We start from the raw sequence: 26,660 nt of genomic DNA, 5'->3' as shown, positions 1-26,660 counted from the left end.
TTTATGGATATGTGTAATGGTGAAATTATTAGTTATGGTATTGCTAAGCGTCCTACGGCCAAGAGCGTAATGGATGCACTAGATAAGGCCATTAAAATAACCTCAGATTGTCCTTATCGCCGAACATTCCATTCAGATCAAGGATGGGCTTACCAGATGAGAGCATACTCTAACCGGCTTAAGGAAGAACGTATTTTTCAAAGTATGTCTAGAAAAGGTAACTGCTATGATAATTCCGTTATGGAGAACTTCTTTGGACTGCTTAAACAAGAGATTTACTATGGTGTCGTCTATTACAGCTATGAGGAATTGAAGTCGGAAATTGAACGATACATAAATTACTATAACGAAAAGAGAATTAAAGAGAAACTTGGATGGCTAAGTCCAGTGCAATACAGACTTAGTCTTCAGGCTGCATAAAAATAGCGAGGCAGCCGAAACTGTCTCGCTAATAAAGTCTAACTTTTAGGGGTCACCTCAGAAAAGAAAATTTAAAGGTAGGTGTTTTTTATTTTACAAAATTCTTTCCTTGAAGTTTATAGTAAATAACTTATAATGAACTTGCACAGAGATATTTATAATAAATAGTTTTAATGTTTTGAATTGGGGGTAAAGGGATTAAAATGCAAGAATATTTAATCATATTTTTAGCTATGGCTGTATTTGTATCGTTAAACACCATTAGGGTAATCCTTATTATTAGAGGAAAAAAAGGGATAGCCTCGATATTGGCAGCTGCGGAAAACTTTATTTATATGAGCACATTCGCCTATGCTATATCGGGTTCTGGTAGTAATATAGTTGCAATTATAATAGCTTCAGGTGGATATGCGTGTGGTGTATTAACGGGCTCAATTGTAGAGAAAAAATTAAACATGGGTCATTTAGTCGTACAGATAATTGCGGATGGTGAATTAGAAGATTTGATTGAAGGCTTAAGAAAAAGTAATTATGCAATCACTAATTGGAAAGTTCAAGGATTAAAAGGTAATAAAGAAATGCTCTATCTATTAGTTAAGAAAAAACGTTATTATGATTTAGAAAGTAAAATTAAAGAATTAAAGCCAAACTCCTTTATTGTAGTAACAGAACCTAACTACTTTAATGGTGGTTATGGAAATTAAAAACCCTATTCGTAGGGTTTTTATTTAAATAATAAAGTAAGCAATTTATCTTTTTCTAAGTTTAAAAAGAATTCAGTAATATGATAATTATCTATAACCCTTTCCAGTGTATGCGTCTCATGCTTTTGATTTAAAAAAGCATTTTCAAGTTCACCGATATCTTTTACACCAAAGAAATCACCATAAAACTTAATATTTTTAATTATCCCTTTTTCTACTTGCAGATAGACTTCAATTAATCCACCCGCATATTTCAAGGTGTTGGTGAAATTATATTTAGGTGATGCACCAAAATTCCAATCCCAAGTATTATATTTTTCTTGAACTAATTTTTTTATATTTTCTATTTCTTGCAGGGAAAACTGATAAGTCCTCGTATTATTACTAGTACTAAGTACTTTTTGTAAAACTAAATCTTGAAAATCATCAATACTTAAACTTTCCTGTAAATACTCACTAATCGTAGTGACTCTACTTTGCACAGATTTAACTCCTGTATTAACATATTTTTCAGTTTTAGGTTTTAAAGCCTTTACGATATCTTGAACCTTTGAGTTAAAGAGAAGTGTACCATGATGCATTACTTTAAATTTATCTTGGAACTGAGCATTACCTGAAAACTTTTTCCCTTCTATCGTTAAATCATTACGGCCAGAAAACTGAGCATCTATACCTAAATCTTGCAAAACTTCAATAATAGGCTCAGTGAATTTTTTAAAATTACTAAAGCTTTTGTGATCATTATCAATAATGAATGTGAAGTTTATATTTCCTAAATCATGAAAGACAGCTCCACCCCCTGTTAAGCGGCGCACAACAGGTATAGCATGTTCATTAATATAGTCTAGATTAAGTTCAGAAATAGTATTTTGGTTTTTTCCAACTACCACGCAAGGCTCATTTTGCCAAAGCATAAAAATAGGTTCGTTAAAGTTTTTTAATAAATATTCTTCACAAGCTAAATTATAATAAGGATTAGTATTTTTATTTATAATGTATAACAATCTCATCACATCTCCTATAATATGTATAGTACCATATTAATAATATCAAATGAAAGGAGAAAAGTAATGAATGAATTATTAAAAACTCCAATTCATGATTTATATAAAAATTATGGAGGCAAAATAATTGATTTTCATGGCTGGGCTCTCCCCGTACAATTTGAAGGTTTAATAGCTGAGCATGAAGCTGTCAGAAATAATGCTGGTTTATTTGATGTTTCTCACATGGGAGAAATCGAAGTAAAGGGTAAGGATGCCTTTTTTTATCTCCAAAACTTAATTACTAATGATCTTACTAAATTACATGATAATCAGGTGTTATATACTTTTATGTGTAATTCTAGGGGTGGCATTATTGATGATCTAATTGTTTATAAATTTAATAAGGAGCATTATTTATTAGTCGTTAATGCAGGTAATGTTCTTAAAGATTATGAGTGGATATTAAGTCACAAGGCTGATTTTACAGTAGAAGTAAATAATATTTCTGATGAATTAGCTTTATTAGCCCTACAAGGACCTAAGGCTGAAGAAATATTACAAGACTTTACTAGTTATCCTTTAAAAACTATAAAAGCATTTACTTTTGCACCTGAGGTAAATGTTTTAGGTGTAAATTGTTTACTTTCACGCACTGGCTATACGGGTGAAGATGGTTTTGAAATTTATCTACCGGTAAATGATGCGCCAAAGTTTTGGGAAGAAATTTTAGCGAAGACACCGGAGTTAAAACCAGCAGGATTAGGCTGTAGAGATACCCTGCGTTTTGAAGCAGGATTACCCTTATATGGTAATGAACTAACAGAAGAAGTAACCCCTTTAGAAGCAGGCTTAGGGTTTTTCGTCAAACTAGATAAAGATAATTTTATTGGAAAAGATGCTTTAGTAAAACAAAAAGAAACAGGATTAACTAGAAAAATCGTAGGTTTTGAAATGTTAGAAAAGGCAATACCACGCCAAGGTTATGAAGTATATAGCGGTGACAAAAAAATAGGTTATGTAACGACGGGTTATTTTTCACCCACCTTACAAAAAAACATTGGTTTAGCCCTGTTAGATATGGCTTATACAGAATTAAATACTGAAATTGAAGTTCTGGTTAGGAAAAAAAGATATACAGCACAAGTAATTGGTAAAAGATTTTACCAAAATAAATCTAAATAGTGGAGGGATGTAATTATGAAAATTGAAAAGGACTTAGTTTATTCGAAGGAACATGAATGGGTTAGAGTAGAGGGAAATGAAGCCGTAATTGGAATAAGTGATTTTGCCCAGCATTCTCTAGGAGATATTGTTTTTGTAGAACTTCCTGAAGTGGATGATGAATTTGATCAAGATGAAATTTTAGGTGTTGTTGAATCAGTTAAAGCAGCTTCTGATGTATATATACCAGTGAGTGGTAAGGTAATTGAAGTTAACGACGAAATTGTCGATAATCCAGCTTTAATAAATCAAGATCCTTATGAGCACTGGTTTATTAAAGTAGAATTAAAAGATAAAGGTGAATTAGAAGATTTATTAAGTCCTAAGGAGTATAAAGAGTTTTTAAGCGAGGAGGAATAATAATGTATCCATATATTCCAAACACTCCAAAAGATATAGAAGAAATGTTAAGTGAGATGAAAGTAAAGAATATCGAAGATCTATTTAGTGATATCCCGGAAAATATAAAGATAGAAAAACTTAATTTAGAAAAGGCTAAGTCTGAATTAGAAGTAACAAGATATATCACAGATTTAGCCAGGAAAAATAGAAATCTTACTGAACTTACAAACTTTCTAGGTGCAGGAGCTTATGATCGTTACATTCCATCTGTGGTTAAACATCTGGCTTCTCGTTCAGAATTTTATACTGCTTATACACCTTATCAACCTGAAATAAGCCAGGGAACTTTACAAGTGATTTTTGAATATCAAAGCATGATGTGTGAATTAACGGGTATGGATGTGGCTAATGCTTCTCTTTATGATGGAGCGACTGCTTGCGTAGAGGCAGCTTTTATGGCTAGTAGTGTAACAAAAAGAAATAAGGTCTTGGTTTCTGAAACGGTTCACCCTGAAACTAGAAAAGTTTTAAAAACATATTTACGATTTAAAGATATCGAAATGGTAGAGTTAGAGTGTAAAAATGGAAGTACAGATTTAGAGGAAATAGAAAATAATTTAGATAAAGATACAGCAGCCGTTATATTACAAAACCCTAATTTTTTTGGGATAGTAGAAAATCATCAAGATATTATAGCTAAAATTAAAGCACATAAATCTTTATTTATCTTAAGTACTGATCCTATTAGTTTAGCTTTATTAAAATCTCCCGGTGAATTAGGGGTAGATATTGTAGTAGGTGAAGGACAATCTCTAGGAAATCCTCTTAACTTTGGGGGTCCTTATTTAGGATTTTTAGCAACTACTAAAAAACTAATGCGCAAAATCCCAGGAAGAATAGTAGGACAGTCAATCGATACTGATAATAAACGTGCTTTTGTCCTTACCCTTCAGGCGAGAGAGCAACATATAAGACGTTTTAAAGCTACTTCAAATATTTGTTCAAACCAGGCTTTAAATGCTTTAATTGCTTCTGTATATTTAGTAACTATGGGTAAAAAGGGAATTAAAGAAGTAGCCTATCAATCCGTGCAAAAAGCACATTATGCATATGATGAAATTAGTAAATTAGATAAATTTAAGCCAACTTTTAAAGATCAACCTTTCTTTTATGAATTTGCGATTAATAGTGATTTAAATGTGGATAAAATAAATAGTAGTCTTTTAGAAAAAAATATCTTAGGTGGCTATCCATTACAAAATTCATCTAGTAAGTATGCTAATGATGTATTGTATTGTGTCACGGAAAAAAGAACGAAAGAAGAAATAGATACTTTAGTAAGTGCTTTGGAGGTGATTTCATGAGTAGTTATGATAAATTAATTTTTGAAATTTCCAAAGAAGGACGCAAGGCTTACAAATTACCACCTCTTGATGTTCCAGAACAAAATCTTAGTGAATTTTTATCTTTAGATTTATTAAGAGCAGAAGAGGTTAATTTACCGGAAGTAAGTGAAGGTGATGTAGTCCGACATTATACGCTTTTATCCAATAAAAACTATGGAGTAGATACGGGCTTTTATCCTTTAGGATCATGCACGATGAAATATAATCCTAAAATTAATGAAGATATGGCAGGTTTAGATGGATTTACAGAGCTTCACCCTTATCAGCCCGTAGAAACTGCTCAAGGTGCCTTAAAATTAATGTATGAATTAGAAAAGATGCTTTCTGAGGTAGCGGGAATGGACGGATTTACTCTACAACCTGCTGCAGGGGCTCATGGTGAGTTAACAGGCTTAATGTTAATAAAGGCATATCATGAAAGTAGGGGCGACTATAAACGTAATAAAATAATTGTTCCAGACTCTGCCCATGGGACTAATCCTGCAAGTGCTCAAGTGGCTGGTTTTGATATTATTGAAATTAAATCTAATGACCAGGGAGTAGTAGATGTAGATGCTTTAAAAGAAGTTTTAAGTGATGATATAGCAGGACTCATGTTAACAAATCCTAATACACTTGGACTTTTTGAAACAAGTATAATGGAAGTTTCCCAGTTAGTTCATGATGCAGGTGGACTTTTATATTATGATGGAGCAAATATGAATGCAATTATGGGCATCACAAGGCCTGGGGATATGGGATTTGATGTTATACATTTTAATTTACATAAAACCTTTTCTACCCCTCATGGAGGCGGGGGCCCTGGAAGTGGCCCTGTGGGTGTAAAAAAAGAATTATTACCTTTTTTACCTGTACCCGTAATTATAAAGGATGACGATAATTATGCTTTTGATTACGAGAGGGCTAATTCTATTGGTAAGGTAAAGAATTTTTATGGTAATTTTGGGGTCTTAGTAAAAGCTTATACCTATATTAAAACTATGGGCGGCGAAGGTTTAAAAAAGGCAAGTGAAGTAGCTGTATTAAATACTAATTATATTAAAGAAAAGTTAAAAGACTATTATAAATTACCGATGGAAACCGTAACTAAGCATGAAGTAGTTTTTTCAGGATTAAAGAAAAATGAAAATGAGATTAAAACTTTAGATGTCGCTAAACGCTTATTAGATTACGGATATCATCCTCCAACTGTCTACTTTCCATTAATCGTGCCCGAGGCTTTAATGATTGAGCCTACCGAAACAGAAAGTAAAGAAACAATAGACAGCTTTATTGAGGTAATGATAAAAATAGCTAAGGAAGCTAAAGAAAATCCAGAACTGCTAAAAAATGCTCCCCACTATACTCCTGTTAGACGCATAGATGAAGTTAAGGCAGCCAGGGAACTTGTTTTAAAATATGAAGTTGAAAAATTATAAGGCAGGTAATATATATGGACTATGATATCTTAATTATTGGTGGTGGTCCTGGAGGGTATACAGCTGCTATTAAAGCAGCTCAGTTAGGGGCAAAGGTAGGAGTTATCGAAAGAGAAAACCTTGGTGGAACCTGCTTAAATTGGGGCTGTATTCCTACCAAGGCTTTATATAAAAATGCTGAGGTTATGCGTACATTTTCTAGTGCTGATACCTTTGGCATAACATTTTCAGAGTTTAAACTGGATTTTTCAAAAGTACAAGAACGTAAAAATGGAATTATATCTAAATTAGTTAGTGGTATAGAATCTTTATTAAAAGCTAATAAAATAGAGATGATTAAAGGAACAGCAAGTTTTCTGGATAAAAATACCGTTCAGGTATCTTCTGAAGGCGGTCAAGCTAATATCTATCAGGCTCCTAAAATTATAATTGCCACAGGTTCTGTGGCTACTAGACCTCCCATAGAGGGAGTAGATCTACCAGGAGTATTAACCTCTAAAGATTTATTAGAAACGACAGAAATACCTGAAAGCCTAGTGATAATTGGTGGTGGCATCATTGGGATGGAATTTGCTTCTATTTTTAACGCCTTAGGCACAAAAGTAAAAGTCATTGAATTTTTACCTGATATTTTAGCTAATCTAGATAAAGATATTATTAAAAGATTAGTTCCTTTACTAAAAAAACAAGGAATCGAAATTTATACTTCGACTAAAGTACAAGAAATAAAAGAGCAAGATGCAGAGCTTTGTGTATTAGTAGAAGGTAAAAAGGGCAAACATGAGCTAAAGTCTCAAAAGGTTTTAATTGCTGTGGGGAGAAAGGCTAATTTAGCTGGACTTGATTTTGAAAAGGCAGGGATAGAGCTAGAAAAAGGGGCTATTAAGGTTAATGAAAATTATGAAACAAATATTCCAGGTATTTTTGCTATTGGTGATGTAAATGCAAAAATCATGTTAGCTCATGTAGCTTCCCACCAAGGAATACAAGTATCTCGGTATATTATTGAGAAAAAACCAATACAGCAATCTCCAATTCCAAGTTGTGTCTTTATTTTTCCAGAAATAGCAACCGTAGGAATGACAGAAGAAAAGGCTAAAGAATCTGGCATAGGATATAAAACTAGTCGGTTTTTAGTTGGAGCTAATGGTAAAGCTATGACCTTAGAGGAACCTGAAGGATTAGTGAAAGTAATTTGTGATGAACAAAACCACATAATCGGTGTGCATATCATGGGAGCACATGCTTCTGATTTAATTGGGCAGGGAGTTTTAGCTATAGATCAGAAAATGAAAGCTAAGGATTTCAGTAATTTAATTTTTGCTCATCCTACCTTAGCAGAAAGCTTAGAAGAAGCTATTTTAGGCATTGACGATCAAGCAATTCATTTAATTCCCAAAAGAAAAAAGGCGTAAAAAATAAATTATTGCTAAGTATAATACTACAAGGATTTAGATAAATGCCCTGTTTAGTAAGGACATTTAACTATTTCTTGTAGTTTTTTTATTTGGATTAAGATTTATAATATTTACTTATTTTATGGTGGACTTTTTTCATTTGTTTGCATATACTTAAGATAAATAAGGAAAACTTATATTATATATTATTGTTAAATTATTAACCTCTAGTTAGATAAAATACTTTTATGATGACACTTAAATGAATATATCGTATAGAAAGTTATAAATGTAAATCTATTAAAGGAAGGTGTTTCTCGTGGAATATATTTTAAATAAAGAAATATCTTTAGGTAATATAAACTTTAAAATTAAAAAAGAAGGTTTACAAATTAACTGGAATAAAACAATTGAAGATGATGATAGTTTAGCCCAAAATACATATAGTCCAGAAGAGCAGGTATTTGAACCTAATTCATGGTTAGCAGGAATTGTTATTGGTGCTGTTGCTATTATTAGTAGTCCCTTTGTGGGAGGAGTTGTTCTTTTATCCAGCTCATATTTATACTATAAAGGATGTAAAGACCCTAAAAATGTGGCAATTTGCCTATATAATAAAGCTGTAAAACATTTCGCCCAAGGAAAAAATAAAGAAACTATGGTTTTATTGCACGAAGCACTTGCTTACGATGAAACAAATGTAGAGGCAAAGGATTTTCTTGAAAACTTAAAAAATGCTAGTTAACTTTCTATGAATTATTTCATAGAAAGTTTTTTTTTGTTAAAATGAGTAAATACTATTAAAAAGTCTAAAGGAGTTTACAATGTCGAGATTAAAAAACGAAAGAGATACAATTGAAAAAATGATTAAAATATATTGTCATGATAAGCACCATCCAGAAGATGAACTTTGTACTGATTGTCAGGCTTTACTGGATTATGCTAGTATGCGTTTAAAGTATTGCAAATTTGGTGAAGAAAAGCCCGTGTGTGGTAGTTGTACCATACATTGTTATAAAGAAGATATGAGAGCAAAGGTAAAAGAAGTGATGAGATATGCTGGACCTAAAATGATTTATAAGCATCCACTTGCTGCGATTTCACATTTAATTGAAAAACATAGAAGATAAAAAAACAGTAAAGATGAGAAAGTAGTAAAAATAAGAAAGCATAGAAAATAAGAAATATAATAGATAAGAAATATCGTTAATAAGTAAAAAGCTGATTTCGAGAGTAATAAGAATCAGCTTTTTATATTACTTATTTTGAGAATAAAGTATATAATTAAGTTAAGTATTAATAGCTGTAAATGGGGTTTAGAGTAAAGGGGGTAAGATTTATGTCTATAAATCAAGCAGAAATAGCAAAACATATTCGAGGTATCTTAGTGGCTTTAGGTGAAGATCCTGATCGAGAAGGACTACAAGATACCCCCCAGAGAGTAGCAAGTATGTATGCAGAAATATTTGCAGGAATAGCATATACAAATGATCAATTAGTAGACATGTTTAATAAAACCTTTGAAGAAGATATAAATACTACGGAAGATAGCCAAGATATAGTAGTTATGAAGGACATTGAAATATTTAGTCATTGTGAACATCATTTAGCCTTAATGTATAATATGAAAGTAACTATAGCATATATTCCTAAAGATAAAGTGATAGGACTTAGTAAAATGGCTAGAATAGCTGATATGGTAGGAAAAAGGTTACAACTTCAAGAAAGAATTGGTCAAGATATTGCTGAGATTATGCAAAAAATAACTGAAACTGAAGATGTAGCTGTTATTATCGAGGGTGAGCATGGATGTATGACAACAAGAGGCATCAAAAAGCCTAATGCAAAAACAGTAACTATGACTTTACGAGGAAATTTTAATACGGATATAAATTTATTAAATAGATTATTAATATTGTGTAAATAAATGTATATAATTTAGTAAAACAGAAAATAGGTTGATGATTATGACTAGTGATAATAAAACAAGATTATTATTATTTTCAGTACCACTAATGTGGGGGCTTAATTTTCCTTTTATGAAGGTAGGCTTGGAATTTATTACACCACTTGCATATAGTTCGCTGAGGATGGTCTTTTCTGTAGCTGTAGCATGGATAATTTTATATTATTCTAAAACCTACCAAAAGATCGTAAAAGAAGACTGGAAAAGTATGTTCTTTGTAAGTTTTTTTGGATTTTTTATTTTTCAAGTATTATTTATTTTAGGCGTTAATTTAACTACATCAGGTAATGCAGCCATTATAGTTGCCTTATTACCAATTAGTGTTGTAATTTTAAATACTATCCTAAAAATAGAACAAATATCAAAGAAAACTTTTGGAGTAATTGCCTTTTCCTTTGTGGGAATACTTTTAGTAATTTTGGGGTCAGGTAAAGAATTAAGTTTAGCCCATAATCATCTAATCGGTGCTTTAATGCTGTTAGTAGGTCAATTCTTTTTTGCTTATTATACTATCTTTTCCAAAAGGTTAATGGCTAAATATTCATCATATCAAGTAATTGCGTACGTTTTCAGTATCTCCACCTTTTTCTTTTTTTTAATTTCAATTCCAGAACTGATCCAATTAGATTATAAGGCAGTCCCACAGATGGGCTGGAGTAGTAATATTTATTCCGGAATTTTTGCTATTGGAATAGGAAACATCATTTGGGTATGGGGAATAAATAAAATAGGTAGTACGGGAACAGCTCTATATAATAATTTAACGCCAGTATTTGCGGTGATTTTTGCTTTTTTAATCTTAGGAGAAAAATTTAGTTTTATTCAGTTTATAGGAGCTGCAATTATATTTATAGGTTTATCTATGAATAGAAACAAAGCAGGAAGCACTATTTCCCAGCAGGTTGTATTTAGTAATGATGAATAAATTTAAGAGCTAGTATAGAAGATAAAGTATCTTTTACACTAGCTCTTTTTAAAAGCTTATTTCTTTTTCTTCGCAAAAGCTAAAATTGCCCCAAGTGCTATTGATAAAAATGCTGCCATTAATACCCTGTATTCTGGAGGAAGCATAAATGTAACAGTGTGAGCTGGAATCCAGAAGAAAGGAACTGTTTTTAAAATTACAAAAGATACAAAACCTGTCCAATCAATGCGGGATACTACATTATCAACTGTGATATTTTTCTTACCTTCATAGTATAGATCGATGTACGTATCTGTGTATCTATGAAAGGCCATAAAAATAGGAGCAAAAAATAAGTTCATAATAGTACTCACTAAAAATGCAAATGCTATTGCTGAATCGCCTCCAGGAAGATATCCAGAAGCAAGTGCGCCTTTAACCCCAACTGCAAAGACTTGGAACATTAAAGTAATTACTACTCCTAACAATCCCCAGATAATAGCCCTATAAATTAATCCACTTGGCTTTTTCCAATCTCTTGTGGAAATCCTAATGGCAAGAAGTTCTCCCATAGTAGCAAGGATACCAAATTTAAAAAATCCACCTATGTAAGGATGATTAGTCGTAAAGTTTACGAAAATTTCATGTGTTGTAGGAAAAATAACAAATGTAGCAAATAGAACAAAAGCAAGTATCCAGTACAAATCCCCTTTTTTCAAGTATATCTCTCCTTCCTTAATTTTCAGAATTTTTAAAATCTCTATAATAGTATAGCTAACTATTACGAATAAATCTAGAAATTTTAAATCTATAAGTTTTTAATTATGAAATCATAGATAGATAGTAAGGAATTTAAGAGTATATTAGAATTTTTAGTGTTGTAATGCTTTCAAGTTGAAAGCATCTTTTTATGCTAAAATTAAGATATATTATTTATTATTGATTTTTAGTAAAGGATTAAAACTTATACATTACTAAAATAAAATGGTAAAAGTGGGGGTTTATAATTTGAAGATAATTCATACGGGAGATTGGCATATTGGTAAAATAGTTCATTCTATACATATGACGGAAGATCAAAGGTACATATTAAAGCAATTTATAGAATTAGTAGCGAAAGAAAAACCAGATGTAGTTATAATTGCGGGTGATTTATATGATAGATCAGTACCTCCAGTTGAAGCGGTGGAATTATTAGATGAAGTGTTGTCTGAAATTTTATTGGATTTAAATACACCTATCATGATTGTTGCAGGTAACCATGATAGCTCAGATCGTCTTAGCTTTGGGAGCAAGATTCTAAAAGATAAAGGATTATATATTAGCGGAAATTTACCTCATGAATTTAAGCCTATCGTTATTAATGATCAAAGAGGGCCAGTTAATTTTTATTTAGTACCTTATGCGAATCCTGTAATTGTTAGAGCATTATATAATGATGAAAAAATTATTAATCATGATACAGCGATGAAAGCAATCATAGAAAAAATCAAAGAAAATATAAACATAAATGAAAGAAATGTATTAATTACTCATGCCTTTGTCATAGGGGAGCAGTCTGTAGATACTTGTGAATCGGAACGTCCTTTATCAATTGGAGGAACAGATTATGTAGATGCAAATCATTTTAATCTTTTTAATTATACTGCTTTAGGACATCTACACAGACCACAAAAGGTTGGTTCAGAAAAGATTAGATATGCAGGTTCTCTTTTAAAATATTCTTTTTCAGAGCATATGCAAAAAAAATCTATTTCGATAATTAAGATGGATGGGGAAGGCGAGATTAAAGTAAACCAAGTAGAGCTTAATCCTCTTAGAGATATGCGTAAAATTAAAGGTAAATTGGAAAATTTACTAGATGCAGATATTTATAAAGATACAAATATTAATGACTACTTAATGGTAACGATTGAAGATGAAGGTGAAATTATGGATATCATGGGCAAGTTACGAACCGTTTATCCTAATGTGCTGAGCATTGAAAAAATTTCTTTTGCAAAGGATGGCGTAAAAGTAGCTTTAGGTAAAGATTTTGCCAAAAAGGACACTTTAGAACTTTTTAGTGATTTTTATTGTTCTTTAACGGGTAAAGAGTTCACCAAGGAAAAGAAAGATATTTTAATTAATGTTTTAAAAGAAATAAATAATGAGGGGAGGTAAGTTAAAATGAGACCTTTAAAATTAGTTATGATTGCTTTTGGTCCTTATGCGGGGAGAGAAGAGATTGATTTTCGTCAAATTGGTGAGGAAAATGTATTTTTAATAACAGGTCCAACCGGAGCAGGTAAAACTACGATTTTTGATGGTATTAGCTATGCTATTTATGGACAAGCAAGTGGTGATGAAAGAAGCGGGGAAAGTTTAAGAAGTCAATTTGCTTGTATAGATGATTTAACGAGTGTAGAGCTTGAATTTATATTAAGAGGCACACGTTATTATATTAAAAGAATCCCTAAGCAAGAAAAAAGAAAAAGCAGAGGGGAAGGAACAACTGAACAAAAAGCGGATGCAGAGTTAACTATTTATGGAAAAAATGGAGACAAGGTTTATGCAGGTGTAAATAGTGTAAATGAAAAAGTTCAAGAAATAATGGGTATAAATAGTGACCAATTCAAGCAAATTATGATGATTCCTCAAGGTGATTTTCGTAAATTATTAACAGCTGATAGTAAAGATAGAGAAAAAATATTTCAAAAGATATTTGGTACGGTGGGTTATAAAAAGGTAGAGACGAAATTAATTGAAAAAGCCAATGAAATTAAAACGCTAATTGCCAAGCTCGAGAATAGCTATCATGAAAATCTACTTAGAATTGATGCAGGGGATAATGAAAAACTTAAGGAACAAATTACTAATGAGAATAAAAATAAAGATTCGATAATTACATTCCTAAAAGAGCAATTAATATATGATAAAAATCAAAATGAAGTTTTTGAAAATGATCTTAAAAGAATAAAGATTGTTCTAGAAAATAAGCGGGAAAAGATCTTTGATGCAACCGAAAATAATAAAAAATTTGCTCATAAAGAGAAATTTGCCACGCAAAAAAGTAATTTAGAACTAAAAAAATCATTATATATAGAAAAACAAACTAAAATCGATAATGGCCGAAAAGCTTTAAAAATTAAAGCCAGTGAAGATAATTATCTAGAAAAAGATTATAGCTATCAAAAAAAAATCACGGAATATAAAAAGTCACAGCAAGACGCCCTACAGGCTAAAGCTAAATTAGATTTAGTGAGTGAAAGTTTAGCACGAGAAAAAGCTAAAGAGCCAGAAATAAAGCAAAGCTTTCTTAAGTTAAATACATTAAAAGGATATGAAGAAAAGGTAAGTACCCTGGATGATAAAAAAGATAAATTAAGTGTATTGCAAAAATTGGTGCAAAAACTTGAACAAGATAAAAATACTAAAATTCTAGAAATTACAAATTTTAAAAAATTACATAAACAATTAGCTTTAGAATTAGAAAAGGCTAGAAATGCAGATACTGAATACCTAAAAAACAAGATGGAACTAGAAAGTGTTTCTCAGGCTCAAGATAAATTGCATAAATTACTGGAAGCAAATACGAAACTAGCAAAGTTAAGGCAAGAATTTGGGATTATGCATGAAAAACATAAACAAACAAAAGTAGTTTATGACCACCTAAAAGCTAAGTATGAAAAGAATGAAGAAAATTGGTTTAAAGCCCAAGCAGGAGTATTAGCTGAAAATTTACAAGAGGGTATAAACTGTCCGGTATGTGGTTCTAAACATCATCCCCATCCCGCTGAGTTAGAAGAAAATTTTTATTCAGGAGAAAAATTAAAATTAGAAAAAGAAGAGTTAGAACAAAAAGAAAAGATTTTAAAAGAAATGTACGAAAAATTAATTGATATAAAAGGTTCAGGAGATTTCCAAAAAAGTATAGTTAATTCTTTAATTGCAGAAATTGAACAATTAATCCCGGAAAGAATAAGTGATTTAAAAGATCAAGAGTTAAATAAAGTGGTAAAAAAGATATTTACAGACATAGATGTAAAAAAAGGTAAACTAGAAAAGGTAAAAGTCGAATTAGAAAAAACTAAGAAACTCCAAGAATCTTTAGCTAAAAGCTTGGTAGATACAGAAAAACAGCTTGAAAGTGCGGAAGAAAAAGAGCGAGAATTAAGTTTAGAATATTTAGATGTTTTTAAAAAGTATGAAGCTGAAAAGGCCTCTTTAGCTGAAACCATGAAGGAAATACCTGAAAATATTAGATCTATTATGGCATTAAAGTTAGAATATCAAAGAGTAGAACAAGGCTACAATTTAATGGTTAAAAGTTTAGCTGATAAAGAAAAAGAACATCAACAAAGTAATCTAGAGCTTGAAAAATGCAAAACACAAGAATTTGGATATAAAAAGTCCTTAGAAGAATATGCAGAAATTTTACAAGAAGCTAAACTTAAGTTTTTGGAGGAAATTAATTTAGCAGGATTTGACCTTGAAAAATATCACCTAGCTAAAATAAGTGAAGAAGAGATAAGAAGTTTAGAAAAAGAGATACGTGAATATCATGAAAATTTAAAAGTAGTAACTAACCAATATGAGATCCTTGAAACTGAGTTACAAGGGTTAAAAGTGGAAGATATAAATGCTTTAGAACTAAAGTATCAAGAAATAAAACAAGAAGAAAAAAATATACTACAAAAAATAACTTATCTTTTTGCGAGAATCGATAAAAATACAGAAATCTTAAAAAGTTGTCTGGAACTTACAAAAAAGATAAATTCAGAAAATGCAAAATATGCTATATTTGGTGATTTAGCTGAAATAGCAAGGGGAAATAATTCTGAAAGATTAACCTTTGAAAGATATGTTTTAGCCGCTTTTTTTGAAGAAATTATCGGGGTAGCTAATCTTAGACTGTTAAAAATGACTGAAAACCGTTATGAATTAAGTAGAACTGATGAAAAGGCTAAATATAATGCGCAAAGTGGTTTAGAATTAGAAGTATTTGATAATTATACTGGTAAATCACGGCATGTTAAAACTCTATCTGGGGGAGAAGGTTTTAAAACATCGTTAGCACTAGCCCTAGGACTTGCTGATGTTGTGCAATCTTATTCTGGAGGGATTAGTCTGGATACAATTTTTATTGATGAGGGTTTTGGAACTTTAGATCCTGAATCTTTAGAAGGTGCCATTGAAACTTTACTAGATCTCCAAAAGTCAGGCAGAATGGTAGGAATAATATCTCATGTACCAGAATTCAAAGAGCGAATAAGGGCTAAACTAGAGGTTTTTCCAAGCCCTGAAGGTAGTAAAACAAAATTTAAGATTTGAAAGATGGAAAATTTTGTGGAAATAATTTAGAATTTGTATTTAACACAAACTATTTGTCATAAGCCTTCATAGTATAAATTATAAGTTAAAATTAAGAATTTTAGTTTTAGCTTATAAAAAAATACTGGGGGTTTAAAAATGGCAAATAAGTATAAAGACGATTTCGACGATTTTGATGATTTAGATTTAATGGATGATACGGACGATATGGATAGTTCTCAATCTATTAAACAAGAAACTAATTGTCCAGTTCAACCACAACAAGCAGAAGTAGCTTGTGATCCTTGTGAACGAAGGGTAGGAACTTGTTGCTTTACTACGATACCTGCTCCTTTTACTGGTAACTTAGTTGCAGATTCTGAAAGACTTGTATATGATGTTAGTTGTTTAAGTTGTGTGGTAAGAGAATGTACGGTAGATATTGATGATGCTTTAGGATGTCCTCCTTTAGGGGATTTAGATGTGTATCAGGTTAGAATCGTGGGTTGTATTCCCTATATAGCTAGTAAACTTTTACAAACAAGTGCCTGTGGAGGTCAAGCTACCGCAGATGGAACAGTTCCTGATGGTGATAAACGAGTAGCTATAAGCTGTCAAGGTTCAGTGTGTGTTGACAATCCTATTTGCATCAGATTAACTAGAGAAGAAGCCCAAGCCGTATGTGATGCACTTAATACTAGCTTGGCTAGTGGAGATTGTACTGTGGTACCAGCTCGAGTTTTTGCCGATCTTAGAGATATATGCCCTGATGCTCTAGATCCTGATTCAAGAGTTGCGAGATTCCGCGTAATATTTAGATTACCAAGTTGTCCTACTGTTGCACCCTAAGGAAATAATTTAAAAGAAGTTGCCTCAGTTTATGAGGCAACCTTCTTTCTAAAAATATAATTATAAATCTTATTACTGAGGATTATACATCCCATTACTGTTCATATAGTTAAAAATATCTTCACCATGTTGTTGTTCTTCTTTTTGGATATGATTTAATACCTGTCTTACTTGCGAATTAGTATTTTCAAAAATTGCTGTATCATAAGCATTAGAGATATATTTTTCGGTTACGAGCATATCATTACATAAGCTAGCATCATTAGCATTATAAGAATTATTAGATCCGCTATTTTGAGCACTCATTGAAGCGTTGCTGTTTTTAGAGCTCATAGAGCCCGCATTATTTTGTGAACCCATGAAAGATGAATTTACTCTAGCGTTCATTGAAGCTTGGCTATTTTGTCCTTGTTGACTTGCTTGATTAGACTGCATGCTTTGACTTGATTGACTAGAATTCATACTTTGACTGCCCCCAGAACTTTGCTGTCCTTGGCTTTGATTACTTTGTCCGCTCTGACCTTGCCCTACTTGAGGAATTGTTCCATTTAATAGTTGATTAATCGTATCCAGATGTTGTTGTTCTGATTGAGCATGAGACTGAAATAATTGCTTAAGTTGTGGACACTGAGCATTGTTAGCATAAGTAGTGTATTTTTCAATACATAGTTCCTCGTGCTTCTTTTGATCTTCCAATAGCATTTTTTCTTTTTGTGTTAGTTTTAACATCAAAAACACCTCCTATTGCTATTGTTTACATCTACTTGTAATATATGTATAGGAAAGCAAAATTTTTGGAGGTCTTAAAATGCATACGCCTGTAGGATTTGATTTTTTTCAATTTATTTTTGCCTTTTTAAATATTATTTTACTCGTAGGCTTTGTCTGGGTCTTATATAATGTGATATTCGTATTTCCAAAGAAAATATCGCAAATACATGCTAGTATGAAAAATATGGAGGAAATGCTAGCAGAAATAAAGAATAATAATAAACTAAAGTAATATTTTAATGGTTGAAAAAATAAGATGTTTTATAATTATTTTAGGGGGTAGAATTATGCAAATTGTAGTATTTGGCTTAGGAAAAGAACAATATGCTTTAGATATACAGTATATACAAGAAATTGTGAGTTTACAGGAAACTACCAAGATTCCGAATATGCCAGACTATATTGAAGGGGTTGTAAACTTTAGAGGCAGGATAATACCAGTTATTGATTTAGCCAAGAAATTCAATTTTGATATCAAGGATCAAGATGATTCAGCTAGATTAATAGTATTAGAATTTATTAAAAACAAACCTATTGCTATAAAAACAGACTATGTAAACGAAGTATTAACTATAGATGATGCAAATATTGAAAATCCACCTAAATTAGATGAACAAGAGAAAGAACATTGTGTCAAAGGGATTATAAAAAATGACGATCGTTTAATTATTCTTTTAGACCACTCTAAAATAATTACAGCAGAAATGATGCCGGAATTAGATATAGAATAGTAACCCACTGCATACTTAGGTATGCAGTTTTTTTATGTCTAAAAATAGAGTTTTTATGTCACCGATTGTTTTTATTTTCATACTTTAGAATATAAACTTTATCAATAAAAGTTAGACGCCACCAACACTTTCTAGGAGGGATAAACTTGAAATTAACGGATTTAAGTATAGGAGAAGAAGGTTTTGTAGAAAAGCTAGAGGCCAAGGATACTGTTCGTAGAAGGCTTTTAGATATTGGATTAGTTGAAGGAACAAGGGTAAAGGTTATGCGTAGAAGTCCTTTAGGGGATCCCACCTTATATTTAATAAGGGGTACAATGATAGCCCTTAGAAAAGAAGAGGCTCAGTTTATTAATATCATCATTAAGGAGGAAAATGAGAATGGGATTAACTAAAAGTTCCACGGGTTTAAATATTTTGCAGGAGAAATTTAATGTTGATGTTAGTTCTAATCAGCCTGTAATTGCTTTAGCCGGAAATCCTAATACCGGAAAAAGCACTGTTTTTAACGCACTTACAGGTTTAAATCAGCACACGGGAAATTGGCCGGGTAAAACTGTACTACAAGCCCAAGGAATGTATAGTCATCAAAATATTAATTATAAGTTAGTTGATTTACCTGGTACTTATTCTTTATTAGCTAATTCCTCTGAAGAAGAAGTTGCACGAGACTTTCTTTATTTTGGAAGTCCAGACGTTACTGTAGTAGTTGTTGATGCTACTGTGTTAGAACGAAATTTAAATCTTGCATACCAGATAATGGAGATAACCCCAAAAGTTATTATTTGTCTAAATTTATTAGACGAAGCCAAACGTAAAAAAATCAACATAAATATACCAATGTTACAAGATAAGCTGGGTGTACCTGTAATTCCAACGGTAGCTAGAGATGGATTTGGGCTACTGGAATTAAAAGATAAAATAGCCCAAATGGTTCAAGGCAAAGCAATAACTAATCCTCAGCTAGTTAAATACGATGAAGATATTGAAGAAATAATTAATAGCTTAGTACCTAAGATGCGTTCAGTTTATGGAGAGAAAGAGAACTTACGATGGCTAGCATTAAAGCTAATTGATGGAGATCAAGAAATTTTCAATAAATTAGCGAGTAAAGAATAAGGAGGTAATCTAAAAGTGAATCTTAAAGATTTAAATAAAGAAGTTGATAATTTTAGAAGTATAAAAAAAGATACTTTACGAGATAGTATGGTAAAAAGTATTTATCGTCAAGCTGAAGATGTAAGCAAAGACGTAGTGGAAGAAGAAACGAGAAAGACAGATTGGGATAATAAAATAGATGAAATCTTAACCTCCCCTTTATTTGGTTATCCGATAATGCTTTTACTTTTAGGAACAATCTTTTGGATTACAATCACGGGTGCTAATTATCCTTCACAAATTTTAGCAAATATACTATTTACAATTGAAGATTATTTATCTACTTTTGTATTAGGTCTTGGAGCACCAGAGTGGTTTCATGGAATAGTTGTTTTAGGGATTTATAGAACCTTAGCCTGGGTAATCTCAGTTATGTTACCACCAATGGCTATTTTCTTTCCTTTGTTTACTTTATTAGAAGATTTAGGTTATTTACCTAGAGTAGCCTTTAATATGGATAGATTATTTAAAGCTTGTGGAACACATGGTAAACAGGCATTAACCATGTGTATGGGTTTTGGGTGTAATGCGGCCGGGGTTATTGCTTGTAGAATTATTGATTCACCTAGAGAAAAAATAATTGCGATAGTTACGAATAACTTTGTTCCTTGTAATGGAAGATTCCCAACTTTAATAGCTTTAAGTATGATTTTCATGGGTGGATTAGCAGCATCAAGTGGGGGGACCTTACTAGCTACATTTGTGGTAGTAGGTATGGTTTTGATTGGTATTGCAATTACTCTCTTGGTTTCTTTTACTTTATCAAAAACCTTATTAAAAGGAATTCCATCTTCATTCACTTTAGAACTACCACCATATAGAAAGCCTCAATTTGGAAGAATAATTGTGCGCTCAATTTTAGATAGAACTATCTTTGTTCTAGGAAGAGCAATCGTGGTAGCAGCACCAGCGGGTCTAGTAATTTGGATTTTAGCTAATACTTACATTGGTGAATTAAGCGTTTTAGCTACCTGTGCAAACTTTCTAGACCCTTTTGCAAGGTCACTTGGTATGGATGGCTTTATTCTAATGGCCTTTATTTTAGGCTTACCCGCTAATGAAATAGTTTTACCTATTTTAATTATGTCTTATCTATCAACAGGAGCAATGCTTGAGTTTGAAAGTTTAAATGAACTGGCTAATTTATTTATAGCTCAAGGCTGGACTTGGTTAACTGCACTATCTACAATGTTATTTGCCTTACTTCATTTTCCTTGTGGCACAACTTTATGGACTATTGCGAAGGAAACAAAGAATGCAAAATGGACTTTCTTTGCTTTTTTAATGCCAACTATGGTAGCGATAATTGTGTGTTTTGTAGTGGCACAAATTGTCATGGGTTTAGGCTGGGTATAAGTAAATTTTGGAGAGTTCAACTTAGTTTAGGTTGAGCTCTCTAAATTTTAAAGGAGGAAAAATGAAAAATTTTAGAGAGAAATTTCATACGGTAAGAGGTTATGAATTATTAGACCAAGAAGAAAAAATGCTTACTTCTGGGATGGAAGATTATATAGAAATGATTTATCGAATTTGCTTAAAAGAAGAATTTGTAAAAATGGGCGACTTAGCAAAAGCTTTAAATGTAACGCCTTCATCAGCAAATAAAATGGTTAATAAATTAAGAAGAATGGAATTAGTTAAATATGAAAAGTATGGAGTTATTGAAATTACAGAGGAAGGTAATATTTTAGGAGAATATTTTCTACATAGACATAAAACAATAGAAGAGTTTTTGTTTTTATTAGGCATTAAAAATAATGTTTTAGAGGAAACGGAAAAAGTTGAACATAGTATTAGTAAAGAGACTTTAACAAAAATAAAATTGTTTATAGATTTCATGAAGCAAAATAGCGATTTTCGGACAGAATTTTTAAAATATCTAGAAAAGGCAAAATCTTAAAATTATTTTATCCCTTTGATATAAGGAGGAAAAAGGAGAATTAATACATAAGATTAAGAAAAGATGTATATTAAGTTAGAAGGGTGTAAAATATGAAAAACCAACGTCAAATTATTTTAATAGCTTTTAGTATTTTTTATCTTTTGTCAGAGTTCACTAATATAATCTATTTTTCTATTTTAACGGCGATTTGTTTGTTAATTATTATTGTCCAAAATATGCCGCTTGTCGGTAAGACTAATCAGAAAATATCTTTAGTTTTATTTTTCTTCGGAATTATGTTCTTAATAAAAACAAATAGTTCAATAGGGGAATGGATCACTGCCATTAGTTCTAATAGTGGTTTGGTAGTTCTTTTCATTGTCTTACCCTTTTTAAGCTTTCCTTTATATTTTGAAGATTACGAAAAGTCATTACGCCAATTTTCCTTAAAACATATCAATAATGTCATTCAATTTGGTAATCTTTCTGGTTTTCTAACCTATTTTCTTTCTGCTTTATTAAATGTAGGCTCTTTTCCGATTGTCTATAATTTATTTGATAAAACGGTTGATTTTACGGATAAGGATAGAACCTTATGGTTATCCATGATGAGAGGAAATACAGCTGCTATTTTCTGGTCACCTAACTTTGTGGCTGTAGCCGTTATCCTTCATTACTTGGAATTACCTTGGCTTACAATTTTGCCGATGGGATTTCTTTTATCGTTGATTACGATGTTTAGTAATTGGGTAACTATGTATGTAAGGGCTAAATTAAATGAGGAACAATATGAAAGAAAAGAAATTCCTTATGATTTAACTCCTGAAGATAATAAAAAATTATTTAAACTAACGAGAACATTTTTAATTTTAATCCTATTAATTGGTTTTTTTAATATTTTTACAACTTTAAAATTATTAGTAATCGTACCCATTGTAGCTTTAATTTATCCTCTATTATTAGCTATTTTACAAAAGAGTTTTTCAAGTTATATTAAACAATTAAAGAATTATTATACAAAATCGCTCCTAAATATCAAAAATGAAATAATTATTTTTGCAGCAGCAGGTTTTTTTGGTAAATCTTTGGAGATATCAGGGGTTGGAGAAATAATCCCTTCTTTAATAAAACTTGATAGTATTCACCAACCGTTTTTGGTGATTTTGGCAATTATTATTTTAATGGGCGCCCTTTCGATTATTGGCATTCATCCAATAGTAACTTCCACAGCTCTAGCAACAACTATTGGCGCAGAAACTCTAGGTATATCAGTATATGCATATGCTTTTACTTTACTTGCATCCTATGGTTTAAGTGTTTTAATTTCGCCTTTTTCAGGGATGAATTTAGTAATGTCTGGTTTAACCAAACATAGTTCTTGGGAATTAGGACCGAGATTAAATATCATATATTGCTTAGGTATGGGAATAATTTTTGCAATCATTATTCCTTTTATCAAGTAAACAAGGAGAGCTACCCTAAAATGATTTTTAAAATCATAGGTAAAGGTAGTTCCTTTTTTTCTCAAAAATATTTTAGATATTTATCTTTAACTTATTCGGAAAAAAGATTATAATGAAGGGAACTGTCTAGCTCATTAGACAAGTTGTCTCTTTAAAATACAATTATTTTACATGAATATACACGATGGAAGTTTGTCTATGTAAAATAATTGTATTTTACTATTTATTAATAAAGAGCATAAGGAAGGAGTTGAAGTGATTGAGTAAAATTAATCATGAATTAACAAAAGAAATTACTGAAATAATTTTAAAAGCAAAAGAAAAAGCAACTAGGGAAAGTAGTGGAGAACCTGATCCTAAATTTCCTGATAAATTAGAATGGCCAATCAGTTGTACAATTGGTCCAGGACTTGAAGGTGCAATTGCTTGTGAAACCAAAATTGGATACGTTAATGGGTCTAAAGGGTGGTTAATTTATCAAGGATATGATATTTTTGATTTATGTGCGTATTCAACATTTGAAGAAGTTTCATACTTATTAATTCATGGTAAACTACCAAATGATAGTCAATTAGAAAGTTTCAAAAAGAAACTAGCAAGATATCGTGATATACCTGAAACGATTAGAATGCTTACTAGTTTTCCTGTTGAAGAAATGAGTACGATGGCAGCGTTACGTTTAGGTAGTGAACTAATGCGTCAAAATAAGGTTGATGAAGTTGAAGAATTAACTGATGCCTATGGATATATTTCTTCAGATGAAGACTCAATACCTATGGAAACTAATCCAATGGGTGAAAAAAAGGCTATTTATGAATTTGATACAGATTCAGAAGACTCAGCAGAATTAATTGACAGTTGTTACCAAGCTATAGCAGGTTTATCAAGTATCTTAGGTGCTATCTCAAGACTTCGTTCAGGTTATTTACCTTTAGAACCTAAAGATGAACTTAGTCATGCAGCAAATTTAATATATATGATGACTGGCAAAGAACCTACGCCACTTGAAGAAAGAATTATGGATATATGCTTAATTTTACATGCTGATCATGGTATGAATGCAAGTACCTTTGCTACCATAGTAGTTGCTTCAACTTTATCAGATTTATATTTTTCAATTGGAGCGGGGATTGCTGCTTTAAATGGTCCACTACATGGTGGAGCAAACGAAGAAGTAGTTCATACACTTAATGAAATCGGTAGTGTAGATAATGTAAAAGCATGGTATGAACAGTCACGTAAAGAAGGTAGAAAAATTTCTGGATTTGGACATCGTGTTTACAAGGCGTATGATCCAAGGGCTAGAATCTTAGAACCTTTAGCTAAATTATTAGTTGAAAATCACCCTGAAATGAAAGAAAAGTATGAGATTGCCCAGGCTCTTGAAGATGAAGTAGTAAATGGCTTTGGTAAAGAGAAAAAGATTTTTCCAAACGTTGACTTTTATTCAGGAATTGTTTATAAATCATTAGGTATTCAAACAGAATACTATACACCTATATTTGGTGCTTCTCGTGTGTCAGGTTGGGCTGCACATGTGGTAGAATATTTAAAGAAAAATCGTATTTTTAGACCAAGGGGAATATACGTAGGTGAGTATGGAAAAGAATATGAACCTATTGAAACAAGAGATTAATTAAATGTATACAATATTCTTGCAAGTATAAAGAAAATTTTTATAATGTTTTCTTTATACTTGCTTTATAATGATTATGAATAGACATAAAAATAGACTTTCGAGAGGAGATTTCAAATGGGATTAAATATCGTTGAAAAGATTTTGCAAAATCATCTTGCAACAGATGCTAAAACTGATGCAGGGGAAATTGCTCTTAATATTGATTATACTTTAACTCAAGATTCAACTGGAACACTTGCTTATTTACAATTTGAATCTTTAAATATTCCAAAAGTAAAAACAAAACTATCTGTATCATTTGTTGATCATAATACATTACAAGCAGGTTTTGAAAATGCTGATGACCATAAATATTTGCAAACTGTAGCAGAAAAATATGGCATTAATTTTTCGCGCCCAGGAAATGGTATCTGCCATCAAGTATTTTTAGAAAGATTTGCTGTTCCTGGTATGACGCTGATTGGTTCTGATAGTCATACGCCAACAGCTGGTGGTATGGGAATGATTGCTATCGGTGCAGGTGGACTTAATATAGCTGTAGCAATGGCCGGTAAACCATACTTTTTAAAACAACCTAAAGTGTGTAAAGTAGAACTTGTAGGAGAATTAGCGCCTTGGGCTACTGCAAAGGATATAATCTTAGAATTATTAAAAAGATTATCAGTTAAAGGTGGCGTAAATACAATATTTGAATATACAGGATCTGGCGTGAAAAATTTATCAGTTCCTGAAAGAGCAACAATTACAAATATGGGGGCGGAACTTGGCGCGACTACTTCAATTTTCCCTAGTGATGAAGTAACAAAAGAATTTTTAAAAGCACAAGGAAGAGAAGATGTTTGGACAGAGCTTATTGCTGATAGCGATGCTGCTTATGATGAAGAAGTTGTAATAGATTTAAGTGCATTAGAACCTTTAGTTGCAAAACCTCATAGTCCAGATAATGTAGTACCAGTTAAAGAACTTGAAGGCACAGTAATAAATCAAGTATTTATTGGAAGCTGCACTAATAGTTCTTATATGGATTTAATGAAAGTAGCTGCAATTTTAAAAGGAAAAAATGTTCATCCAAATGTAAGTTTAGCGATTGCTCCAGGATCAAAACAAGTATTTACTATGTTAGCTGAAAATGGTGCATTAGCTGATATTATTAATTCAGGTGCTAGAATATTAGAATCAGCTTGTGGTCCTTGTATTGGTATGGGACAGGCTCCACAAAGTGCAGGAATATCCCTACGTACAAATAATCGAAACTTTAAAGGGCGTAGTGGAACTGCTGATGCGGGTATTTATTTAGTAAGTCCAGAGGTAGCAGCTGTATCTGCTATCAATGGTGTAGTTACTGATCCAAGAACCTTTGGTGAACCTATTATAGTAGAAATGCCAGAAAAGTTTCTCACAAATGATAATATGATTATAAAGCCTAGAGAAGATAGTAAAGAGGTAGAAGTAGTTAGAGGACCTAATATTAAGGCTCTTAAAAAATATGAAGATATGGAAGAACAAATTAGTGCAAAAGTAGTCTTAAAAGTAGAAGACAATATCACAACTGATGACATCATGCCTTCTAATGCTAGCTTACTTCCATTTCGTTCGAATATCCCACATTTAGCTAACTTTTGCTTTGCAGGTGTAGATCCAGATTTCTCAGAAAGAGCTAAACAAGCAGAAAATGGATTTATTATTGCAGGGGACAATTATGGACAAGGTTCAAGTCGAGAACATGCTGCCTTAGTGCCACGCTTTTTAGGAATAAGAGCAGTAATTGCAAAATCTTTTGCGCGTATCCATTATGATAATCTAATTAATATGGGTATCTTACCTTTAAACTTTGCAAACGAAGCAGACTATGATAAATTAGATTTAAACGCAGAGGTGCAAATTAAAGATATTAAGTCTAATTTAGAACAAGCTAAAGATAAATGGATTCTTACTACTAATGAAGGCACAGAGATAGAATTAAAATCTGATTTCTCAGCAAGACAAAGAGATGTCTTATTAGCAGGTGGATTATTAAATTACACCAAGAAAAATCAGTAAATAGTAAGGAAAGGTAATTTTATTATCTACGCTAAAAAGGCTCAGGCAGTGAAAAGGAAGGAGCTTCATAT

24 protein-coding genes and 1 pseudogene are annotated in these 26,660 nt (G+C 31.7%); 22 read left to right on the top strand and 3 right to left on the bottom strand.

The window, feature by feature from the left end; genetic code table 11:
• On the top strand, window positions 1-420 hold a 420-nt coding region (locus B8965_RS01740; RefSeq protein WP_143334190.1), incomplete at its 5' end, for an IS3 family transposase.
• A 203-nt stretch (window positions 421-623) separates the two neighbouring features.
• Window positions 624-1,124: a DUF2179 domain-containing protein gene (locus B8965_RS01735; protein ID WP_084052146.1), complete on the top strand. Its 501-nt coding sequence runs from the start codon at window positions 624-626 to the stop codon at window positions 1,122-1,124.
• A gap of 20 nt (window positions 1,125-1,144) precedes the next feature.
• Here the strand turns inward: B8965_RS01735 and lplA are convergent, their stop codons facing one another.
• The gene (lplA, locus tag B8965_RS01730) at window positions 1,145-2,134 is read right to left on the bottom strand and encodes a lipoate--protein ligase (protein WP_341451551.1); all 990 of its coding nucleotides are present in this window, start codon (window positions 2,132-2,134) and stop codon (window positions 1,145-1,147) included.
• 60 nt (window positions 2,135-2,194) lie between these two features.
• On the opposite strand from lplA, the gene gcvT reads away from it, so the two are divergent.
• The 9 genes from gcvT to B8965_RS01685 all read left to right on the top strand — a co-directional run bounded on the left by gcvT (window position 2,195) and on the right by B8965_RS01685 (window position 10,785).
• Complete coding sequence (gene gcvT / locus B8965_RS01725; RefSeq protein WP_084052144.1) at window positions 2,195-3,292, top strand: glycine cleavage system aminomethyltransferase GcvT; 1,098 nt, start codon at window positions 2,195-2,197, stop codon at window positions 3,290-3,292.
• A gap of 15 nt (window positions 3,293-3,307) precedes the next feature.
• Window positions 3,308-3,691 (top strand): glycine cleavage system protein GcvH, encoded by a 384-nt coding sequence (gene gcvH, locus B8965_RS01720; protein WP_084052143.1) that lies wholly within the window; start codon window positions 3,308-3,310, stop codon window positions 3,689-3,691.
• Window positions 3,692-3,693: 2 nt separating this feature from the next.
• Window positions 3,694-5,037 carry an aminomethyl-transferring glycine dehydrogenase subunit GcvPA gene (gcvPA, locus tag B8965_RS01715; protein ID WP_084052142.1) on the top strand — a complete coding sequence of 448 codons (1,344 nt, stop codon included), beginning with the start codon at window positions 3,694-3,696 and terminating at the stop codon, window positions 5,035-5,037.
• Window positions 5,034-6,497, top strand: a complete 1,464-nt coding sequence (gene gcvPB, locus B8965_RS01710; protein ID WP_084052141.1) for an aminomethyl-transferring glycine dehydrogenase subunit GcvPB — start codon at window positions 5,034-5,036, stop codon at window positions 6,495-6,497. Before gcvPA ends, gcvPB begins: the two co-directional genes overlap by 4 nt.
• A 14-nt stretch (window positions 6,498-6,511) precedes the next feature.
• Complete coding sequence (gene lpdA / locus B8965_RS01705) at window positions 6,512-7,912, top strand: dihydrolipoyl dehydrogenase (RefSeq protein WP_084052140.1); 1,401 nt, start codon at window positions 6,512-6,514, stop codon at window positions 7,910-7,912.
• Between the two features lie 301 nt (window positions 7,913-8,213).
• Window positions 8,214-8,639, top strand: a complete 426-nt coding sequence (locus B8965_RS01700; protein ID WP_084052139.1) for a hypothetical protein — start codon at window positions 8,214-8,216, stop codon at window positions 8,637-8,639.
• A gap of 79 nt (window positions 8,640-8,718) precedes the next feature.
• Entirely contained in the window at window positions 8,719-9,024 is a 306-nt protein-coding gene (locus B8965_RS01695) for a nitrous oxide-stimulated promoter family protein (RefSeq protein ID WP_084052138.1), read from the top strand.
• A gap of 209 nt (window positions 9,025-9,233) precedes the next feature.
• Entirely contained in the window at window positions 9,234-9,821 is a 588-nt protein-coding gene (folE, locus tag B8965_RS01690) for a GTP cyclohydrolase I FolE (RefSeq protein WP_084052137.1), read from the top strand.
• A gap of 40 nt (window positions 9,822-9,861) precedes the next feature.
• A complete protein-coding gene (locus B8965_RS01685; RefSeq protein ID WP_159446240.1) occupies window positions 9,862-10,785 on the top strand; it encodes a DMT family transporter in 924 nt (307 codons plus the stop codon).
• Window positions 10,786-10,841: 56 nt separating this feature from the next.
• Here the strand turns inward: B8965_RS01685 and B8965_RS01680 are convergent, their stop codons facing one another.
• Window positions 10,842-11,483, bottom strand: coding sequence for a hypothetical protein (locus B8965_RS01680; RefSeq protein ID WP_084052135.1), 642 nt, complete (start codon window positions 11,481-11,483; stop codon window positions 10,842-10,844).
• A 289-nt stretch (window positions 11,484-11,772) separates the two neighbouring features.
• On the opposite strand from B8965_RS01680, the gene B8965_RS01675 reads away from it, so the two are divergent.
• The 3 genes from B8965_RS01675 (at window position 11,773) to B8965_RS01665 (ending at window position 16,905) form a co-directional block, all read left to right on the top strand.
• Window positions 11,773-12,927, top strand: coding sequence for an exonuclease SbcCD subunit D (locus B8965_RS01675; protein WP_084052134.1), 1,155 nt, complete (start codon window positions 11,773-11,775; stop codon window positions 12,925-12,927).
• Window positions 12,928-12,933: 6 nt separating this feature from the next.
• Complete coding sequence (locus tag B8965_RS01670) at window positions 12,934-16,077, top strand: AAA family ATPase (RefSeq protein ID WP_084052133.1); 3,144 nt, start codon at window positions 12,934-12,936, stop codon at window positions 16,075-16,077.
• A gap of 138 nt (window positions 16,078-16,215) precedes the next feature.
• Entirely contained in the window at window positions 16,216-16,905 is a 690-nt protein-coding gene (locus B8965_RS01665; RefSeq protein ID WP_084052132.1) for a hypothetical protein, read from the top strand.
• 72 nt (window positions 16,906-16,977) lie between these two features.
• On the opposite strand, the gene B8965_RS01660 is transcribed toward B8965_RS01665, so the two are convergent.
• Window positions 16,978-17,634 (bottom strand): spore coat protein, encoded by a 657-nt coding sequence (locus tag B8965_RS01660; protein ID WP_143334189.1) that lies wholly within the window; start codon window positions 17,632-17,634, stop codon window positions 16,978-16,980.
• 79 nt (window positions 17,635-17,713) lie between these two features.
• On the opposite strand from B8965_RS01660, the gene B8965_RS01655 reads away from it, so the two are divergent.
• From B8965_RS01655 to B8965_RS01620, 8 genes and pseudogenes are all read left to right on the top strand, one after another.
• A complete protein-coding gene (locus tag B8965_RS01655) occupies window positions 17,714-17,908 on the top strand; it encodes a hypothetical protein (protein ID WP_084052130.1) in 195 nt (64 codons plus the stop codon).
• A gap of 55 nt (window positions 17,909-17,963) precedes the next feature.
• A complete protein-coding gene (locus tag B8965_RS01650; RefSeq protein ID WP_159446239.1) occupies window positions 17,964-18,407 on the top strand; it encodes a chemotaxis protein CheW in 444 nt (147 codons plus the stop codon).
• 146 nt (window positions 18,408-18,553) lie between these two features.
• Window positions 18,554-18,802 carry a FeoA family protein gene (locus B8965_RS01645; protein ID WP_084052128.1) on the top strand — a complete coding sequence of 83 codons (249 nt, stop codon included), beginning with the start codon at window positions 18,554-18,556 and terminating at the stop codon, window positions 18,800-18,802.
• Window positions 18,789-20,921 (top strand): annotated as a pseudogene (gene feoB / locus B8965_RS13005) (ferrous iron transport protein B). The gene B8965_RS01645 and the pseudogene feoB overlap by 14 nt, the downstream one beginning before the upstream one ends.
• Before the next feature lie 61 nt (window positions 20,922-20,982).
• Window positions 20,983-21,465 carry a metal-dependent transcriptional regulator gene (locus tag B8965_RS01635; protein ID WP_084052127.1) on the top strand — a complete coding sequence of 161 codons (483 nt, stop codon included), beginning with the start codon at window positions 20,983-20,985 and terminating at the stop codon, window positions 21,463-21,465.
• 92 nt (window positions 21,466-21,557) lie between these two features.
• Window positions 21,558-22,910, top strand: a complete 1,353-nt coding sequence (locus B8965_RS01630; protein WP_084052126.1) for a hypothetical protein — start codon at window positions 21,558-21,560, stop codon at window positions 22,908-22,910.
• A 259-nt stretch (window positions 22,911-23,169) separates the two neighbouring features.
• Entirely contained in the window at window positions 23,170-24,546 is a 1,377-nt protein-coding gene (locus B8965_RS01625) for a citrate/2-methylcitrate synthase (protein ID WP_200805859.1), read from the top strand.
• Between the two features lie 117 nt (window positions 24,547-24,663).
• Complete coding sequence (locus tag B8965_RS01620; RefSeq protein ID WP_084052125.1) at window positions 24,664-26,589, top strand: aconitate hydratase; 1,926 nt, start codon at window positions 24,664-24,666, stop codon at window positions 26,587-26,589.
• The last annotated feature ends 71 nt before the right edge of the window (window positions 26,590-26,660 follow it).

Origin of the sequence: Desulfonispora thiosulfatigenes DSM 11270, from assembly GCF_900176035.1 — a bacterium.
In the GTDB taxonomy this organism is placed as follows: Bacteria; Bacillota; Peptococcia; order Peptococcales; family Desulfonisporaceae; genus Desulfonispora; species Desulfonispora thiosulfatigenes.
Note: the sequence above shows the minus strand (reverse complement) of the source record. Positions and strands in the feature narration are given on the sequence as shown.

What these genes read in the sequence shown, in the direction of transcription:
- gcvH (WP_084052143.1), top strand. Translation starts at nt 3,308, where the DNA reads ATGAAAATTGAAAAGGACTTAGTTTATTCGAAGGAACATGAATGGGTT.
- B8965_RS01735 (WP_084052146.1), top strand. Translation starts at nt 624, where the DNA reads ATGCAAGAATATTTAATCATATTTTTAGCTATGGCTGTATTTGTATCG.
- B8965_RS01650 (WP_159446239.1), top strand. Translation starts at nt 17,964, where the DNA reads ATGCAAATTGTAGTATTTGGCTTAGGAAAAGAACAATATGCTTTAGAT.
- folE (WP_084052137.1), top strand. Translation starts at nt 9,234, where the DNA reads ATGTCTATAAATCAAGCAGAAATAGCAAAACATATTCGAGGTATCTTA.
- B8965_RS01665 (WP_084052132.1), top strand. Translation starts at nt 16,216, where the DNA reads ATGGCAAATAAGTATAAAGACGATTTCGACGATTTTGATGATTTAGAT.
- B8965_RS01655 (WP_084052130.1), top strand. Translation starts at nt 17,714, where the DNA reads ATGCATACGCCTGTAGGATTTGATTTTTTTCAATTTATTTTTGCCTTT.
- gcvPB (WP_084052141.1), top strand. Translation starts at nt 5,034, where the DNA reads ATGAGTAGTTATGATAAATTAATTTTTGAAATTTCCAAAGAAGGACGC.
- B8965_RS01695 (WP_084052138.1), top strand. Translation starts at nt 8,719, where the DNA reads ATGTCGAGATTAAAAAACGAAAGAGATACAATTGAAAAAATGATTAAA.
- gcvT (WP_084052144.1), top strand. Translation starts at nt 2,195, where the DNA reads ATGAATGAATTATTAAAAACTCCAATTCATGATTTATATAAAAATTAT.
- lpdA (WP_084052140.1), top strand. Translation starts at nt 6,512, where the DNA reads ATGGACTATGATATCTTAATTATTGGTGGTGGTCCTGGAGGGTATACA.
- B8965_RS01685 (WP_159446240.1), top strand. Translation starts at nt 9,862, where the DNA reads ATGACTAGTGATAATAAAACAAGATTATTATTATTTTCAGTACCACTA.
- B8965_RS01670 (WP_084052133.1), top strand. Translation starts at nt 12,934, where the DNA reads ATGAGACCTTTAAAATTAGTTATGATTGCTTTTGGTCCTTATGCGGGG.
- lplA (WP_341451551.1), bottom strand. Translation starts at nt 2,134, where the DNA reads ATGAGATTGTTATACATTATAAATAAAAATACTAATCCTTATTATAAT.
- B8965_RS01620 (WP_084052125.1), top strand. Translation starts at nt 24,664, where the DNA reads ATGGGATTAAATATCGTTGAAAAGATTTTGCAAAATCATCTTGCAACA.
- B8965_RS01630 (WP_084052126.1), top strand. Translation starts at nt 21,558, where the DNA reads ATGAAAAACCAACGTCAAATTATTTTAATAGCTTTTAGTATTTTTTAT.
- B8965_RS01660 (WP_143334189.1), bottom strand. Translation starts at nt 17,634, where the DNA reads ATGTTAAAACTAACACAAAAAGAAAAAATGCTATTGGAAGATCAAAAG.
- gcvPA (WP_084052142.1), top strand. Translation starts at nt 3,694, where the DNA reads ATGTATCCATATATTCCAAACACTCCAAAAGATATAGAAGAAATGTTA.
- B8965_RS01635 (WP_084052127.1), top strand. Translation starts at nt 20,983, where the DNA reads ATGAAAAATTTTAGAGAGAAATTTCATACGGTAAGAGGTTATGAATTA.